This window comes from Pontibacillus marinus BH030004 = DSM 16465 (assembly GCF_000425225.1).
Taxonomy (GTDB): Bacteria; Bacillota; Bacilli; order Bacillales; family BH030062; genus Pontibacillus; species Pontibacillus marinus.
The window spans coordinates 37690-53054 of the sequence record NZ_AULJ01000020.1 but is presented as its reverse complement, the minus strand read 5'-3'; the positions used below and the strand labels follow the sequence as shown (position 1 = coordinate 53054).

Annotated in this window: 24 protein-coding genes; 16 read left to right on the top strand and 8 right to left on the bottom strand. The window is 36.3% G+C overall.

Annotated features, from left to right (window positions below; translation table 11 throughout):
- The first annotated feature begins 21 nt into the window (after window positions 1-21).
- The 3 genes from H514_RS0105620 (at window position 22) to H514_RS0105610 (ending at window position 1208) form a co-directional block, all read left to right on the top strand.
- Window positions 22-294: a hypothetical protein gene (locus tag H514_RS0105620; protein ID WP_027446084.1), complete on the top strand. Its 273-nt coding sequence runs from the start codon at window positions 22-24 to the stop codon at window positions 292-294.
- A gap of 264 nt (window positions 295-558) precedes the next feature.
- On the top strand, window positions 559-699 hold the full coding sequence (locus H514_RS24585) for a hypothetical protein (protein WP_154657333.1): 141 nt from the start codon (window positions 559-561) through the stop codon (window positions 697-699).
- A 77-nt stretch (window positions 700-776) separates the two neighbouring features.
- Window positions 777-1208 (top strand): NUDIX hydrolase, encoded by a 432-nt coding sequence (locus tag H514_RS0105610; RefSeq protein WP_027446083.1) that lies wholly within the window; start codon window positions 777-779, stop codon window positions 1206-1208.
- A 256-nt stretch (window positions 1209-1464) separates the two neighbouring features.
- Here H514_RS0105610 and H514_RS0105605 read toward each other — a convergent pair whose 3' ends face one another.
- Window positions 1465-3021: an ABC-F family ATP-binding cassette domain-containing protein gene (locus H514_RS0105605; protein WP_027446082.1), complete on the bottom strand. Its 1557-nt coding sequence runs from the start codon at window positions 3019-3021 to the stop codon at window positions 1465-1467.
- A 142-nt stretch (window positions 3022-3163) separates the two neighbouring features.
- Between H514_RS0105605 and H514_RS0105600 the strand changes: the two genes are divergently transcribed.
- The 4 genes from H514_RS0105600 to H514_RS0105585 all read left to right on the top strand — a co-directional run bounded on the left by H514_RS0105600 (window position 3164) and on the right by H514_RS0105585 (window position 5120).
- A complete protein-coding gene (locus H514_RS0105600; protein WP_027446081.1) occupies window positions 3164-3487 on the top strand; it encodes an ArsR/SmtB family transcription factor in 324 nt (107 codons plus the stop codon).
- Entirely contained in the window at window positions 3480-3935 is a 456-nt protein-coding gene (locus tag H514_RS0105595; protein ID WP_027446080.1) for an SRPBCC family protein, read from the top strand. The genes H514_RS0105600 and H514_RS0105595 overlap by 8 nt, the downstream gene beginning before the upstream one ends.
- Before the next feature lie 128 nt (window positions 3936-4063).
- The gene (locus H514_RS22565) at window positions 4064-4855 is read left to right on the top strand and encodes a class I SAM-dependent methyltransferase (protein ID WP_051255044.1); all 792 of its coding nucleotides are present in this window, start codon (window positions 4064-4066) and stop codon (window positions 4853-4855) included.
- A gap of 79 nt (window positions 4856-4934) precedes the next feature.
- A complete protein-coding gene (locus tag H514_RS0105585; protein ID WP_027446079.1) occupies window positions 4935-5120 on the top strand; it encodes a hypothetical protein in 186 nt (61 codons plus the stop codon).
- Window positions 5121-5184: 64 nt separating this feature from the next.
- On the opposite strand, the gene H514_RS24945 is transcribed toward H514_RS0105585, so the two are convergent.
- Window positions 5185-5352 (bottom strand): hypothetical protein, encoded by a 168-nt coding sequence (locus H514_RS24945; RefSeq protein ID WP_027446078.1) that lies wholly within the window; start codon window positions 5350-5352, stop codon window positions 5185-5187.
- A 209-nt stretch (window positions 5353-5561) separates the two neighbouring features.
- Here H514_RS24945 and H514_RS22560 point away from each other — a divergent pair, with 209 nt between their 5' ends.
- Window positions 5562-5792, top strand: coding sequence for a hypothetical protein (locus tag H514_RS22560; RefSeq protein ID WP_036842173.1), 231 nt, complete (start codon window positions 5562-5564; stop codon window positions 5790-5792).
- A gap of 45 nt (window positions 5793-5837) precedes the next feature.
- Here H514_RS22560 and H514_RS0105570 read toward each other — a convergent pair whose 3' ends face one another.
- A complete protein-coding gene (locus tag H514_RS0105570; protein WP_027446077.1) occupies window positions 5838-6623 on the bottom strand; it encodes a TraR/DksA C4-type zinc finger protein in 786 nt (261 codons plus the stop codon).
- Between the two features lie 365 nt (window positions 6624-6988).
- On the opposite strand from H514_RS0105570, the gene H514_RS0105565 reads away from it, so the two are divergent.
- The 8 genes from H514_RS0105565 to H514_RS0105525 all read left to right on the top strand — a co-directional run bounded on the left by H514_RS0105565 (window position 6989) and on the right by H514_RS0105525 (window position 12211).
- Window positions 6989-7339, top strand: coding sequence for a lmo0954 family membrane protein (locus tag H514_RS0105565; protein ID WP_027446076.1), 351 nt, complete (start codon window positions 6989-6991; stop codon window positions 7337-7339).
- 15 nt (window positions 7340-7354) lie between these two features.
- Window positions 7355-7996: a PspA/IM30 family protein gene (locus H514_RS0105560; protein ID WP_027446075.1), complete on the top strand. Its 642-nt coding sequence runs from the start codon at window positions 7355-7357 to the stop codon at window positions 7994-7996.
- Between the two features lie 463 nt (window positions 7997-8459).
- Window positions 8460-9182, top strand: coding sequence for a cell wall-active antibiotics response protein LiaF (gene liaF, locus H514_RS0105550; protein ID WP_027446073.1), 723 nt, complete (start codon window positions 8460-8462; stop codon window positions 9180-9182).
- On the top strand, window positions 9179-10219 hold the full coding sequence (locus tag H514_RS0105545) for a sensor histidine kinase (protein WP_027446072.1): 1041 nt from the start codon (window positions 9179-9181) through the stop codon (window positions 10217-10219). The genes liaF and H514_RS0105545 overlap by 4 nt, the downstream gene beginning before the upstream one ends.
- Window positions 10212-10844, top strand: a complete 633-nt coding sequence (locus H514_RS0105540) for a response regulator transcription factor (RefSeq protein ID WP_027446071.1) — start codon at window positions 10212-10214, stop codon at window positions 10842-10844. The genes H514_RS0105545 and H514_RS0105540 overlap by 8 nt, the downstream gene beginning before the upstream one ends.
- Before the next feature lie 118 nt (window positions 10845-10962).
- On the top strand, window positions 10963-11229 hold the full coding sequence (locus tag H514_RS0105535; RefSeq protein ID WP_027446070.1) for a hypothetical protein: 267 nt from the start codon (window positions 10963-10965) through the stop codon (window positions 11227-11229).
- Window positions 11230-11243: 14 nt separating this feature from the next.
- Window positions 11244-11405 (top strand): hypothetical protein, encoded by a 162-nt coding sequence (locus H514_RS24580; RefSeq protein ID WP_154657332.1) that lies wholly within the window; start codon window positions 11244-11246, stop codon window positions 11403-11405.
- A gap of 83 nt (window positions 11406-11488) precedes the next feature.
- Window positions 11489-12211: a DUF421 domain-containing protein gene (locus tag H514_RS0105525; RefSeq protein ID WP_027446069.1), complete on the top strand. Its 723-nt coding sequence runs from the start codon at window positions 11489-11491 to the stop codon at window positions 12209-12211.
- 423 nt (window positions 12212-12634) lie between these two features.
- Here the strand turns inward: H514_RS0105525 and H514_RS0105520 are convergent, their stop codons facing one another.
- The 5 genes from H514_RS0105520 to H514_RS0105500 form a co-directional block, all read right to left on the bottom strand.
- Window positions 12635-13249 (bottom strand): PH domain-containing protein, encoded by a 615-nt coding sequence (locus H514_RS0105520; RefSeq protein WP_027446068.1) that lies wholly within the window; start codon window positions 13247-13249, stop codon window positions 12635-12637.
- Window positions 13250-13330: 81 nt separating this feature from the next.
- Window positions 13331-13690, bottom strand: coding sequence for a Lin0512 family protein (locus tag H514_RS0105515; protein ID WP_027446067.1), 360 nt, complete (start codon window positions 13688-13690; stop codon window positions 13331-13333).
- 191 nt (window positions 13691-13881) lie between these two features.
- Entirely contained in the window at window positions 13882-14133 is a 252-nt protein-coding gene (locus H514_RS0105510) for a hypothetical protein (protein ID WP_027446066.1), read from the bottom strand.
- A gap of 99 nt (window positions 14134-14232) precedes the next feature.
- On the bottom strand, window positions 14233-14679 hold the full coding sequence (locus H514_RS0105505; protein ID WP_027446065.1) for a hypothetical protein: 447 nt from the start codon (window positions 14677-14679) through the stop codon (window positions 14233-14235).
- 21 nt (window positions 14680-14700) lie between these two features.
- Window positions 14701-15291 (bottom strand): histidine phosphatase family protein, encoded by a 591-nt coding sequence (locus H514_RS0105500; RefSeq protein ID WP_027446064.1) that lies wholly within the window; start codon window positions 15289-15291, stop codon window positions 14701-14703.
- Window positions 15292-15365: the final 74 nt, after the last annotated feature.

The window sequence follows — 15365 nt, the reverse complement described above, 5'->3', positions numbered from 1 at the left end:
TCTAAAGGAAGAAGGGAACTTATGATTGAAGAGGAAAAGAGAAAGTATTTTTATACCGGCATCGGTTATATTGGTATTTTATTAGTGTTAGTCTCTGCAATTAGGTTTCTCTTAATTGATGATTCTATCGGTCAATTGATTGCACTGTTAGGTTTATTATGCTTGGGGAGCTATTCAAGATATGTAGAATCCAAACTACCTTTTACTCTAAAAGAAAAGCGTATTTTTAAAGTGGTATATGTTGGCGCCTTTCTTATCATTTTAATGACAGGTGCTTATTTTATATATTCCTAAACAAATTATTCTTATCAAGTTAATAGGTTGGTGTGTGAAGTAATATACACTATGAACTTCTACTTAATAAAAAATGATGTCTCTAATGAAATAAAGGAGTTGTATTTTTATATTACACAAGCTGTCCCGTTCGGCGTAGTTTATAGATTTGTGGGTTGGCTTGTTATGGAGAAGAGGTACAAAAATTATATAGATAATACATGAAAATGTTCAACTAATAGATATAAAGGTATTGAGTAGGTCTTTAAATTTGGGGGTGATTTAATGTCTAAGCCACATAAAGAAGATAAAAATAAAATAGATGCAGATGATGGATGGAATAGAGCATTGTACGGAAGCCCTACAAAGGGTGGTTGTTTTGTCTTTATACTAATTATAATGCTGATATATTGGTTAATGAAGTAGCCTACTGTTATTGCGGGACAGTTGTAGAAACTTCAGACAAAATTGGGAGCAGGACTTTTAATAAAGAAGGTGTTTTAATGCAAGGTTATAACGTTTTAATGATCTATAATAAAGGTTTGGATAAGTTGTTAATGTGTAAGAGGTTGAAGGACCCGTATAAGGGATTAAGTAACTTAGTCGGAGGAAAAATCGAAATTGGTGAATCGGGTAGTGAAGCTGCTTATAGAGAACTTCTTGAAGAAACGAACATTACCAAAGATGATATCAAACTCCACCATTTAATGGATTTTACATATTACGTTCATAATTGCTACGTCGAAGTATATGTTGGAAGATTAAATCGAGAAGCATCAGTTTCTGGCGATGAAAATATTTTGTATTGGTCTGATTTAGATGAGAACTTTTTTGATATGTCTTTGTATGCAGGAGAAGGAAATATTGGTCATATGATTGAACAAGTGAATTATATTAAAGACACTTTATTAACACAAGAAAATTTATATCTATAAACAGGAAAATCGAAGGGGCAGACACACGTTATGGGGTATTCAAAGGATGATGAAGACAAAAAAATAGGAATGTCAAATGTTTTCGACTTCGGTTGTTGTTCATTTGAATTATTGGGATGTTTGTCCCCGGCCCTTGTTATTTTAGCGATTACATTGTTTTTGTTTATCTAAAGGTTGCTAGAGTAAGAGAAAAGAGGAACTTCCTAAACGGAAGCTCCTCTTTTTCTTACACCATAAAAGTGTCTAAAACTTAATTTTAAAATACTTTCGTTGTCCAATCCTCACAGTTCCAAACGTCAGTCACAATATCCTGATAAAAGTCAGGTTCGTGTGAGATTAGAAGTACACTACCCTTATAATCCTTTAAAGCACGTTTCAGTTCTGCTTTTGCGTCCACGTCAAGGTGATTGGTCGGTTCATCTAGGACTAGTAGGTTGGTTTCTTTATTTATTAACTTACATAACCGAACCTTGGCTTTTTCTCCACCACTTAGTACCTGCACCTTACTTTCAATATGCTTTTGAGTAAGACCGCATTTTGCAAGAGCTGAACGTACTTCATATTGTGTGAAGTGGCGAAACTCTTCCCATATTTCTTCAATACACGTATTATTACTCGTTTCTTTTAGTTCCTGTTCAAAGTAACCGATGTGAAGGTGCTCACCTTGCTGAACAGAGCCTGAGACAGGTTGAATTTCACCTAAAATGCTACGTAATAACGTCGTTTTACCAATACCGTTAGCTCCAGAAAGTGCAATCTTTTGATTACGTTCCATTGCTAAATTCAGTGGTCTAGACAAAGGTTCTTCATACCCAATCACAAGATCATTAGTTTCAAAAAGATACTTTCCTGGTGTACGAGCTTGCTTAAAGTTGAACTGTGGCTTCGGCTTTTCAGAATCTAGTTCAATCACATCCATTTTATCAAGCTTCTTCTGACGAGACATTGCCATTTTACTTGTAGCAGCATTGGCTTTATTACGAGCTACAAAGTCTTTCAAATTGGCGATCTCTTTTTGTTGCTTCTTATAAGCTGCTTCAAGCTGTTGCTTTTTCATGTCATATACACGTAAAAACTCATTGTAATCGCCAGGGTATCTCGTAAGCTCCTGGTTTTCCATATGATAAATCAGGTTCACGACACTGTTTAAGAATGGGATATCGTGTGAAATTAAAATAAATGCATTTTCATACTCTTGAAGGTAGGTTCTTAGCCATTCAATATGCTCAACATCCAAATAATTTGTTGGCTCATCTAGTAATAAAATATCCGGTTTTTCTAATAGTAGTTTGGCTAGAAGAACCTTTGTACGTTGACCACCACTTAGATCATGAACATCACGTTCTAAGCCAATCTCATTCAAACCAAGACCGTTAGCGACCTCTTCCACTTTGGCGTCGATTGTGTAAAAGTCATTGTTTGTTAATGCATCTTGAATACGACCCGTTTCCTCAAGAAGTTCTTCAAGTTCTTCAGGGTCCACTTCTCCCATTTTGGCGAAAAGCTGATTCATTTCTGTTTCCATATCAAATAGGTATTGGAATGCTGTTCTTAAAACATCTCTAATCGACATGCCTTGTGCCAAGTCTGCATGCTGATCCAAGTATCCTACTCGAACATGTTTTGACCAGCTTACTTTACCAGCATCAGGTTCTAGTTTACCTGTAATTATATTCATAAATGTGGACTTACCTTCACCATTCGCTCCAATAAGTCCAATGTGTTCTCCTTTTAATAAACGGAACGAGACGTCATCGAAAATAGCTCGGTCTCCGAAACCGTGGCTTAAGTTATTTACTGTGAGTAAACTCATGATTGATACACCTTTCTACAATTCATTCATGCTTATCTATTATAAAGGTCATAGGAAGAATGCGATAGAGGGTAAAGGGAGAATTATTTGGATGACTTGTATGCAACCATATAGTTGCATATAATGAAAAAGTAAGGGGGGCTTGAATATAGATAAGGTCTTTAAAGCGTTAGCGGACATAAATCGTAGAACATTACTTGATCAACTGTATTTGAAAAACGGACAAACCTTACATGAATTAGTCCAACATCTAGATATATCGAGACAAGCTGTTACAAAACATCTAACTATTTTAGCTGAAGCCAATTTAGTCATTGAAGTTCGCCGTGGAAGAGAAAAGCTACACTATCTAAATTCAGCTCCTATAGGGGACATTTACAATCGGTGGATAAGCAAATATAACCACCATCGAATGGAAGTGTTAGATGATATGAAACATCAATTGGAGGAGGAAAATGATGAGTGATCAATCTTTTGTGTACGTAACGTATATTGCAACGTCACCTGAAAAATTATGGGAAGCCCTAACAAGTCCAGAATTTACTCAAAAGTATTTTTTTGGTACAAAGGTACAGTCCGACTGGCAGGAAGGTTCTGAGGTGAAATACTTTCGAGGTAATGGTGAATTGGATGTGTTTGGGGAAGTACTTAAGTCGAAACCACATGAGATTTTAACGTTTACTTGGAATCATGTTGATGATTCAGAACGTGAAAAACCAACTGTGGTGACATTTGAACTTAAACAGTTTAACGAAACAGTGAAGTTAACCCTTTTACACGAAAACTTAAAAGAAGACGATTTCTTTGAGAGAGATGATACCTTCATGGGATTAAATAACGGATGGCCAGCAATTATCAGTAACCTGAAGAGTCTTATGGAAACAGGTGAAACGTTAACACCAATGGATATATAATACTTACCTTCTAACACCGCTATCATTGGCGGTGTTTTTTAGTCATTGTAATACTAGAATTTGGAAGGTTGCTTAGATAAGAATCGCGAATAAAGGAGGAGATACGTAAATGAACAGGGGGATATATAATGAAAAGTATAGAAAGCCAATATAAAAACTCAACGAATTTAAATGCTCGAATAAAAATTCATGACCTGTATAGTACAAATTCACAAGATTGGCATGAATGGTTGTTTGAACAGTATCAAATACCAGAGGGAAGTAGTGTTTTGGAACTTGGTTGTGGGAATGGGGCATTTTGGTTGAAAAATCAACAGCATATATCTTCTGGTTGGAATATCACTCTGACTGACTTTTCACACGGAATGTTAGAAGACCTCAAAAAACAGTTACCCATTCATGATCAATTTACATATGAACAAGTTAATATTCAAGAGATTCCTTTTGAGAGCCATTCATTTGATGTCATTATTGCCAATCATATGCTCTATCACGTTGAAGATCTTGACCAAGCATTGAGTGAAGTACATAGAGTGTTAAAAGATGACGGAATTTTTTACTGTTCTACAATTGGAAACTCCCATCTGAAAGAATTTGAAGAACTCGTAAAAGGATTTGATCAACTTTTAGGATATCCATCTGCTCACATTCATGCCGATGCATTTGGATTGGAGAACGGAGAAGATAAACTTCTTAAGCATTTTACTAAAGTTAGATCTACGGAGTTTGAAGATCAATTAGACATTCCAGAAACCCAACCGATAATAGATTATTTACAGTCTACAACTTATGAATTGAAAGCCTTTCTAAATGACGGTTTATTAGATCAATTTGTACAGTATCTGGAGGATGTGAAAAAGAGACATAATGGTGTAATATCAGTTACTAAATCATCAGGTTACTTTGAAGCGGTAAAGTAAGAGTATAAGTCTCAAATGAAAAAGGTTTTAATGATCATGCAACTGAATAAATTAGTAAATATGAAGGAGGGGTAAAACAGTGGGGATTTGGCGAAAAAGAAAAGAGAGAAGAAGAGAAAGAAAAAAATTAGGTGTATATAATTGGGTTGATATGTTATTCGATATATTGTTTCTTTTACCTGAGCTTCTATTTTTACCAATTCGACTAGTGTTTTATCTGATAAGAGGGATGGGGAAGTTTATGATGGATATGTTTAATGTGTGATTTTTTAATAACTTGCCTGATAAACCATACATAGAAGACCCGCTTAAAAACGGGTCTTTCTTCATTACAAGTCATTTTTACCTTTTCTTCCTTGCTTCGAATTACGATTAGCTGCGCGTTGCATATCTTCACGGTTCTTGGATTCGTTGGTAAGCTCAACATTTTCCAAGCTTTCTGTAGGGGTATTATTGTTGCGTAATGCTGCATCATGTGCGACTTTACGTTTCGTCATCGTGATGCCTCCTTTCGATAACATAGTTTGCGTAACTATGTTAAATATCATGCGTTCCTAAGATAACCTCATTCAAAATGCTTTACGTTTAAAAAATAGAATCAAGTGTTAAAGTCCTATAGGGGAATTGATATTGAAATCAGTTTAACTCCTTCTTGAGTAAACGTACCTCTTTTAGAAATACTAACAACTAAGAGGAGGGATGATCGATGTCAAAAAAACGTAAGAACAATGAAGAAACCCATAATGAAATGTCTGAAGCTTTCAATGCCAATATTGAAATCAATAAGGCGTTTAACAACCAAGATGGAGATGATGGTCAAACTGAAGGTGAATCTTTAGCTCATCATTATTTATATAACAACACTCCAGCTATTGATGTTTCGGCTAAGGGTAAAAGAGAAAGCGATATGGAAAAAGAACTAAAAAATCATGACTAAAGAAACAAATCCTACCCATAATGAGGTAGGATTTTGTTTTTCTATTTATTTCCAAAAGTTATCCTCTTCTTCTTCCTTTGCTTTCTCATCGACGTACCCATCTGTTTCATGATAGTGAAGCTCTCCAACTACAGACATCATACCTGATTCATCGAGGTCTTCTTCATATTCTTCATGTGAAGGATTGGGATACACCTTCACTTCTTTTCCATACATATCAACACCAGTAAAGTTTTCATAATCCTCTACATAGTTAACGGGTTCATCTGAATTAATGTAGGTATCACTATAGTCATCGATATCCTGTCCTGAGAAATCAGAAGGCGTCTCAGATGTTCCATAGCGTGCTACATCTTGCCAAGAGTCTTCTGCATCGTAAAAGTTTGTTCCAGATTCCTCATCTGATTCTCGGCGTAATCCAGGTTGAATTATTTCTTCCTCAACGGGACGACGTTCATGTTCTTCTTGGTCACGGCTGTGTTCTATACAAAAAGTCGTTGTAGGTAATGCTTCAAGACGTTCAGCCGGGATGTCTTTTCCACATTCCTCGCATTGACCATAAGTGCCTTGGTTCATACGCTCTAGAGCATGATTAATGTTTTTTAACTCATCTTCAGCATGCTCATTTAAAGCAATATCTTTTTCGCGCTCATATAGATAGCTGGCATTATCACCAGGGTGATTGTCATAATTCGATAATTCATCTACGGACCCATGAACGGATGCCGTTTCAAGGTCAAAATGATCATTTTGCTCTAGATGAGAGAGCAATTCTTGTTTTTGCTTTTGTAGCTCTTGCTTGAAAGAGGCTTGTTGTTGTGAAGTAAGCATATAAGCTCCCTCCTTTTCACTTTTTATAAAAGCATTGTAACTCTTAGATGTCTAGCTCTAGTGCCCAGCAACTAGTATGCTTCCCTCACCTCCGTAAGATAAGTCAACATCGAATCACTTCGTTCTTCGTGTTTCCTTTATCTTACTGCGGCTCAGTCCAGCATATACGTTGCTAAACGGGCGCTTGCGCCTTTCTGGTATAGTATTTACACGACGAGAAAAAACATGCTGGAAATGCGATGAATTCATGAGGCTTACATGCTTATACGTCTAAAGGCTTAGTTCAAAATATATCCCAGGATCATTATGTGAAGCTTCATAACTCGGTAAGATAAAGACAAGATCACAGAGAGGAGGCAATAATGATGAAACAATTTCTTTGGTTTATAGCTGGGCTAGTCGCACTAGCAGTATTGGTGGCGAATCTTGGTCCTATGATCATGCTTGCAGCAGGAGTTTGGTTGTTGTACGTGATCTTTAAACAATTTATGAAAACAGATTCCACAGCGAAGAAAATTTTGTGGGTGATTCTAGGCTTTGTCGTATTAAGTTTCACGGTTTCCAACATCTATGCTGTTGTAGGTGTAGCGGCGGCATATGTGCTGTATATCATTTATAAAAAGTGGAGACGAAATGACGGCATTGGAACTGAAGAAACGCAAGACGACCCATTTGTAAATTTTGAAAAGCAATGGGCTGAACTAAATAAATACTAAAAGGAGAGATTATTGATGGCGAATTTATTTTCTCGAATCAAAGACACAATTTCAGCAGATATTCATGGCATGTTAGATGAGAAAGAGGAACAAAACCCAATTGTTAAACTGAATCAGTATCTTCGCGAAAGTGAAAAGGAAACCGAAAAAGTACGTAAGCTTGTTGAACGTCAGTATCGTTTGAAAGAGGAGTTCACTCGTGAATATCACCAGGCAAAAGAGATGGCAGATAAACGTAAAAAGCAATCAGATGTAGCTCAAAAAGCCGGAGAAGAATCCATGTATCAATTTGCAATTCAAGAATATGAAGAATACCAAGCTAGAGCAGATCGAATGGATCAAATGCGCCAACAAGCTTCAGAGCAACTCGAAAGCCTTGAGCAAAAATATGAAGAAATGAAGCATCGTTTAAAGGATATGCGTTTGAAACGTATGGAGCTAATGGGACGTGAGAACATTGCTCGTGCGCACAACCGTATCAATCATGTAATGGATCAATCTGCTGAGAACCCTTATTCTAAGTTTTCCGAATTAGATCAATACATGCAAAACATTGAACATAAAGTAAATAGTGCCTACTATCGGAATACATTTGACAGTAAAATTGAGCAATTAGAAAAGAGAATGAAGGAACAAGAAAGCGTTGCATCGAAGTAGAAGAAATATGCTATGCTTAAAAAGGCGCAGATAGCTGCGTCTTTTTCAGGAATAAAGAAGAAAGTTGTAACGACGCTTAGATGTCTAGCTCCAGCGCCCAGCAACGAATGGACTTGGGCCCACACGACGTGGGTCAGATCGACGTTGTCACAGGACGTGACGAACTTAACCGATCTTCCTTATCCTTATCACTTTCTCCGTACGATAAGTCAACATCGATTCACCAAGGTTCATCGTGTTTCCTTTACACGTTTGAGACATGAAATTTTAACAAGGAAGAAAGTCGACGTAGTTAAAATTTCTAAGTAAAAGTACCACGGCAACTAAGCTTCTGTCTGCGCCTGTCGGCTTGCCAATCAGCAAGTTTGGTTAATCGTACTACGGGCTCAGTCCAGTCCCTTCGTTGCTAAACGGGCGCTTACGCTTTTCTTACTTACATATCAAACAAAGGGGGAGAGCCACCATGTTTAATCGAATAAGCACAAAAAACATCAATTGGATCCTCATGATTGGGGTGATCCTCCTTATAATTGAGATTGTTTTCTTTAATAAGGTGCTCATTTTTTCAGTGGTTATCTTTGGGATTATGGTTTATTTTGGGTGGAGAAATTTTCATCGTTCACTTGGTAAGATTCTATTTTGGGTAGGCATTGTCTTTTTAACCTTTACGATCATTAATATGATGGCCGTACGTTTTATTATTATTATCGGACTTATCCTTATCTTAAGAGAATATTATAAATCCACAAAAGATCCGATTAAGTGGCAAACGCCAGAACATAACACAGACCATACAGAAGCTCTACTTGAAATGAAACCTTTTCTGCAACAGCGACTGTGGGGAGACCAAGTCACTAGTGAGAATGCCTATGAATGGCATGACGTAAATATTCAAGGAACCTTTGGAGATCGTGTGTTAGACCTGAGTAATACAGTATTACCGGATGATTCATTTATTTCTATTCGACATTTTATAGGAAATATTGAAATTTACGTTCCTTACGAAGTCGAAGTGAGCATACAACATAGCTCCTTAGTAGGGAGAGCCAATATTCTTGGGCAATATCACATGAATTTGTGGAATCATCAATTGTCATATCAAACAACAGATTACGCTAGTGATAAGCCACGTGTGAAAATTATCACCTCCTTAATGTCTGGGAACATTGAGGTGAAGCGAATATGATGTTACGTCAGGCCTTAGCAGGGTTGCTTTTCTCATTTGTGCTCACTTCATTTTTATTAGCGGGAACTTTTCTAACGTTTCCTTTAGAGCAATTTTCAGATATATGGAAAAAAGAAACGTTTGATATTCCTTATTGGCTATTCGTTATATCTGTTTCACTAGGTGGAGGTTTAATTGGTGGTGCTATATATGGCTGGTTTTGGAGAAATCGTATTTATAAAATTAGTTATCGCTTAGATGAACTAATCAAGGGGCAAAAGCTTTCTAATGATATGGGTGAGTCCTATCATGAGTTCTTTTATTTGCAGGAACAGTTGCAGAAGCTTGAAAGCAAACTTAAGCAGCAAGCTGAACTCTCTCAAAAGCTGGCCACGGAACGAGCTCATGAACGAGAGCAAAGCTTGCAAGAGGTTGTTATTCAAGAGCGGAATCGTTTAGCTCGAGAGCTTCATGATTCTGTTAGTCAGCAACTATTTGCAGCTTCGATGATGATGTCAGCCGTGAATGATTCAAATGAAGCGAAAAATACGGCCATACAAAAACAATTGGATATGGTGGAGAAAATGATTCAGCAATCACAATTAGAAATGCGAGCACTATTACTTCACTTAAGACCAGCTGCTTTAAAAGGGAAGTCCCTGAGAGAAGGAATGGAAGAATTACTCGTGGAATTAACACAAAAAGTTCCTATAGAGATTGATTGGAAAATTGAAGATCTTAACGTAGATAAAGGAATAGAAGATCAGCTTTTTCGAATTCTTCAAGAAGCGGTTTCGAACACACTTCGACATGCCAAGGCCAACAGTTTAAATGCGATGTTAATTGAACGGGATGATATGGTCATCATGCGTGTCATGGATGATGGTGTAGGCTTTAATATGGAAGAGGAAAAAACAAGTTCTTATGGATTACAAAATATGAACGAACGAGCCTTAGAAGTCGGAGGGACGTTAAAGGTCGTAAGCGTAAAGAATCAAGGAACACGTTTGGAAGTCAAAATTCCATACCGAGCAAAGGATGGTGAGCAAGATGATTAGAGTGCTTTTTGCAGATGATCATGAAATGGTTCGAATTGGTGTTTCAGCATACTTATCTTCTCAATCTGATATTGAAGTCATTGCAGAGGCAGATGACGGTCAGGAAGCGATTGACTTAGCCCTTGAGCATAAGCCGGATATCATATTAATGGATCTCGTTATGGATCATATGGACGGAATTGAAGCTACGAAAGAAATTGTTCAAAAATGGCCTGAAGCAAAAATTATTGTGGTTACAAGTTTCCTGGATGATGAAAAAGTATATCCGGCACTTGAAGCGGGAGCAACAAGCTACATGTTGAAAACTTCTAAAGCGAATGAGATTGCAGACGCTATCCGAGCCACGTATGAAGGTCAGTCTATTTTAGAGCCGGAAGTAACCGGGAAAATCATGAATAAAATGCGGACAAAACCGCAAAATGATCTTCATGAGGATTTAACAGAAAGAGAGAAAGAAGTGTTAAAACTTATGGCTGAAGGGAAATCCAATCAAGAAATTGCTGATGAACTCTATATAGCCATGAAAACAGTCAAAGTTCATGTTAGCAATGTACTTGGAAAGCTTGAGGTGCATGATCGGACACAAGCAGTAATTTATGCATTTAAACATGACTTAGTGAACTAAATAAATAACTACAAAAGGTGCGGATACATAATGTGTATCCGCACCTTTTGTATGTGCATAGATCAAGAAGACTCATGCCAAACTAATATTATCACTGGGTAGGAAAGTGGGAAGCTAGATGTACGAATTTAATGGGAATATGATGAGTGGGCATGTAAATGAAGATCAAGAATTTGTATTGACAAATATCAAACATTTAAATACAAATTCGGTCTTTGACGAGGAACAATTAGAAGCACTATCTCAATACTTGCAATCTCAACAGCAAAAAGGAGAGGTATGTACAATGATTCTAAATGATCAACTACCTGTTCCGCTACAAGTTGATGAAGTATCTACTTTAGTCAATGAAATGGAAAAAGTCATGCACAAAATGAAAGGGTAAGGAGGTCAATGAGTATGAAGAGGGATCGTGAAGTAAAGGAAATGAATGAAGCTAGAGTTGAGTCATATTCAGGACAGCATGTTGAGGAAGAAAAAGCAGAGGAAGCAGAACGTCTTGCAGAGCAATACAATAACAATAATACAATTGCTCTAGATGTTTCTAAATTTAATAAATAGTGAGTAAAGAGGCGAGTCATTATCCATGATTGATTCGCCTTTTTTAGCATTATATTTTGTTTATAAACAGGAGTGGAGTATAGATGTCACAATTAACAGATTCCCTGGTCGTTTTAGGTAGAATTGTAACCATTTTACCCTTGCTACTTATGATGGGATTGTTTATGGGGAAACGATCGATAGGAGAATTACCGGTTTTTGATTTTCTTGTAGTACTTGTTTTGGGATCTGTTGTTGGAGCGGATATCGCAGACCCGAAAATTAATCATATTCATACCGTAGTTGCCATTATAGCTATTGCTCTTTTACAGAAGTTCATTATATTTCTCAAAATGAATAACAGAAAAATAGGACGGTTATTTACATTTGAACCCACCATTGTCATTTACAATGGTCAATTTCTCATGAATAACCTGAAGAGAATAAATTATTCCATTGATAATATTCTACAAATGCTTCGAGAGAAAGATGTATTTAATATTAATGATGTAGAAATGGCAGTTATTGAGGCTAATGGCAAGATGTCTGTTCGGTTAAATCCTTTAAAAGAAGGGGTTTTAAGAGAGGATATGAACGTTCAAGTTCCTCAGCATAGTTATGATATACCTGTTATTTTAGATGGAGAAATTCAATATAATTTATTGAGGCATATACGAAGAAATGAATCATGGTTAAGAGAAGAGTTAACGAAAAAACATATTCCCGATGTAAAAAGAGTATTTTTTGCCTCTGTGAATGAAAAAGACGAGTTATTGGTTTCCTTAAAAGAATTTAACCCAAAGGATGTACCACCGATTGACCATTAAGATCCTGTGAAATTGGAAAAGGCGAACCCGATAAACGGATTCGCCTTATGGTTCATTCATATGGTTTTACTTCAAATCATGTTTGTTATTATCTATTAGCGGTTGTCTCCGCTATCTATTTATTGCTGCCGCGGTAGATCTCTGTGCTTCGCTAAGAAAACCTTAAATAATGAAAGCCCTACCTCTCTTTCATCCTTACGACTCCTCGGTCGTGCCAGTGAAAATAAGGAACAGTTTTAATGTTTTCACAGGATGCCAGATGATTTTACCGTAAAAAATTCAATATGAATATGCTTAATACCGGGTTTTACCCATGCCTCTAACGTTCCTCGTTTAAAAGCACTATATACCATCATAACATATATGTATTCAAAGTCAATATTTAAAAATCCTGGCCATTAAAAGGCCAGGATCATAATGGTTTTAGTTATTAATATAGCGCTCAAATACATAACCAAAGTCTTTAACGGTGTACTTCTCTTTGTTTTCCATCAACCATGAGAAAGCATGTTGGTTCATAGCTTTGAATTCTTCAGAAAGGCTAGATTCAGTAGCCTCCGTTCGGTTCAGTGTATTTGATGCATAATCAATGCTTTGTTTTGAGAAGTTAAGATAAATATCATTATCTCGTTCAATTTCAGCAATTTTTAATAGAGCCTTATAAAGGTCTTTTAATTCTTCCAAATGGTTTTTGTGTACATCAATGGAGAACTGTGTGTTTCCTAAAGAGAACTTGATTTCCACATCAATATCGACAGTCCCAGCCGTTTCAAGTTCAACGTTAGAAATGGTGTGTCTGTAATAGTCATACCGACGTAATGTACGTTTTTTACTTGCAGCACTTTCTCCGTCTACATGAATAAGAGCTTTATTTGTAAAGCAATACTCATCAGCTTGAGACTTTATTAGAAAGAAGATTTGTTCATCGTCTTCATGCATGACATAGTCATCAGCATCAACTTTATCAAAATCTTCTCGCTTAATAACTTTACCGACATCACTTAAACCTAGTGCATCAGATGCCACTTTCTTAAACATTTGATCAACCCTTTCATATGGGAGTTTCGAAATTATTTTATCAAAGTTTATATTTTCAAAACTCCCACATTTGTAGGAGTTTTAGTAACCTACTTCTACTGAAGCATTTACGATATACATAAGGTCATTTTTATCATCTTTATCTTCAAGCTCGATTCCACTTGTCGTTGCCATTCCACCATCTATTACTTCTACGGATTTATGACCATATGGAATCGTTTCTTTAACTTCTTCGTAGTCAAGCAGTTCCTTATCACGAGGTACTGCTAGTTTAATATTAACTTTCATGTTATCTAAGGATTTTTCAGGTAGACTTTCACGAATACCAGGCATGGAATTTGAATGAATTGCATTTTTAATAGCTCGTACAGAGGCCTTTGTTACATTTTGACCGTGTACATCAACACCCATTCCTGTTTGGATAAATACTAGTTGTTTCATTAGATCATCATCCTTTCTTATAGGAGTTATCATCATTCTAGCACAGTAGGATGATAGATTTAAAAGGAAAGGGCATGGCTCGGAAAAATCAATGCCTCGAATTAGTGTCTTCTGTTATTGGGGCAGGAGGTGATTTAAGATGAGGTAGTTGGGAGGGAGGTGACGTTTGATAACATCACCTCTTTATTTAATTAAACACTCTGATTTAACTGAGCACGTTTAATAAATGTAATTTCATCTTCAATAACACCACATGCAGCGCATTGAACACGTAATTCGCTTCCATTATATTTCATATGCATCGGACTTAAGTTATCATTCGTGTATTCTTCCACAGTTTCACCCGTTTGAGGATCCATTTTAATTGGTTTTGAAACCTGTTCAATCAGGTTGAATCTTGTACGGTTTGTTTTACAATTTGGACATAAATAAGGCTGTGACATGAGCGATAACCTCCTTGTTTTTTGTTTAGTTTTTGATAAAAAGGTAATTTTAATACAAAAAAGAACACATTACTTTATATAGCAATGTGTTAATGGGGGTTATGGTGTATTATTCTGTACGACAATAGAGGTGAATGCTGTTCCTTTATTGTTTTTAAAAAGCTTAATGTTATCGTAGTCATCATTGAATTGTTTTTTATCAATTTTAAACAGAAGTTGTTTATCGCCATTTTGACTTTGGGTGGATTGGGAATAAAATATATTTAAAGTGCCATCTTTGATCTCCGTGTAAACGTTGGAAAAGTAACTGTGTTCGTCATTGTTATTTCGATCTACGCCATCTAACAATACATAATATTGGTCTGAATCAAGCTGATCACCAAATAAGTAAACCCCTTTATCCTGTATCTGGGCAATAAACTGTTTAATGTTTTGATCAGCCTTGGTAATCTCCATTTTAGAAAATGGTTGTTGAGACTGAACACTACAGCCTAAGGGAATTGAGATCATGATTACACTCAATAAGAGTAAAATCATCCTTTTCATTTGAATCTTCCTCTCTACATTCTAATGCGATTGGAATTGAGAAAGATGACTAGTCTCGTTATAGCTTTTGATGTTCCACATATCATCGATGTGTTCTAAGTTACTTATACACGCATTAATGAGTTTTGTTTTTCCAGAGCCAACTTCACCATTAGAAAGAACACTTAACATGCAATTAATTACAGCTCCATGAGCGACTAACAGAATCTTTTTTCCTTTAAAATCATTTTGAATTTTCTCAAGTCCACTGAAGACTCTTGTTTTAAATTCTTCCCATTCTTCTTGACCAGAATAATTGCGATCAGGGTATTTTTCATGTAACTCTTGAAACGTTAAACCAGATGCTTCTCCAAAAGCTCGCTCTTTAAACTCATCGAGCGTTTGAATGGTAAGTGTTTGATCCAAGTGTTTTTGGATAATCTCAGCTGTTTCGTATGCTCTTGATAGGGGACTGGATACAATTCCATCCCAGTATTCATGTTTAAGGTGTTTCCCACTTTCGTGTGCTTGTTTTCTGCCTAATTCATTTAGAGGTATATCTTCTTGTCCTTGTAATCTTCTTTGTCTATTCCAATCCGTTTCACCGTGTCTTACTAAGCATAAAGTTGTTATATTTCTCAATCCTTTCGAAATAAGTAGCAAGGTATAAGTGGTCTCTTTTATTATATTTCCTTTTTTATAATAAA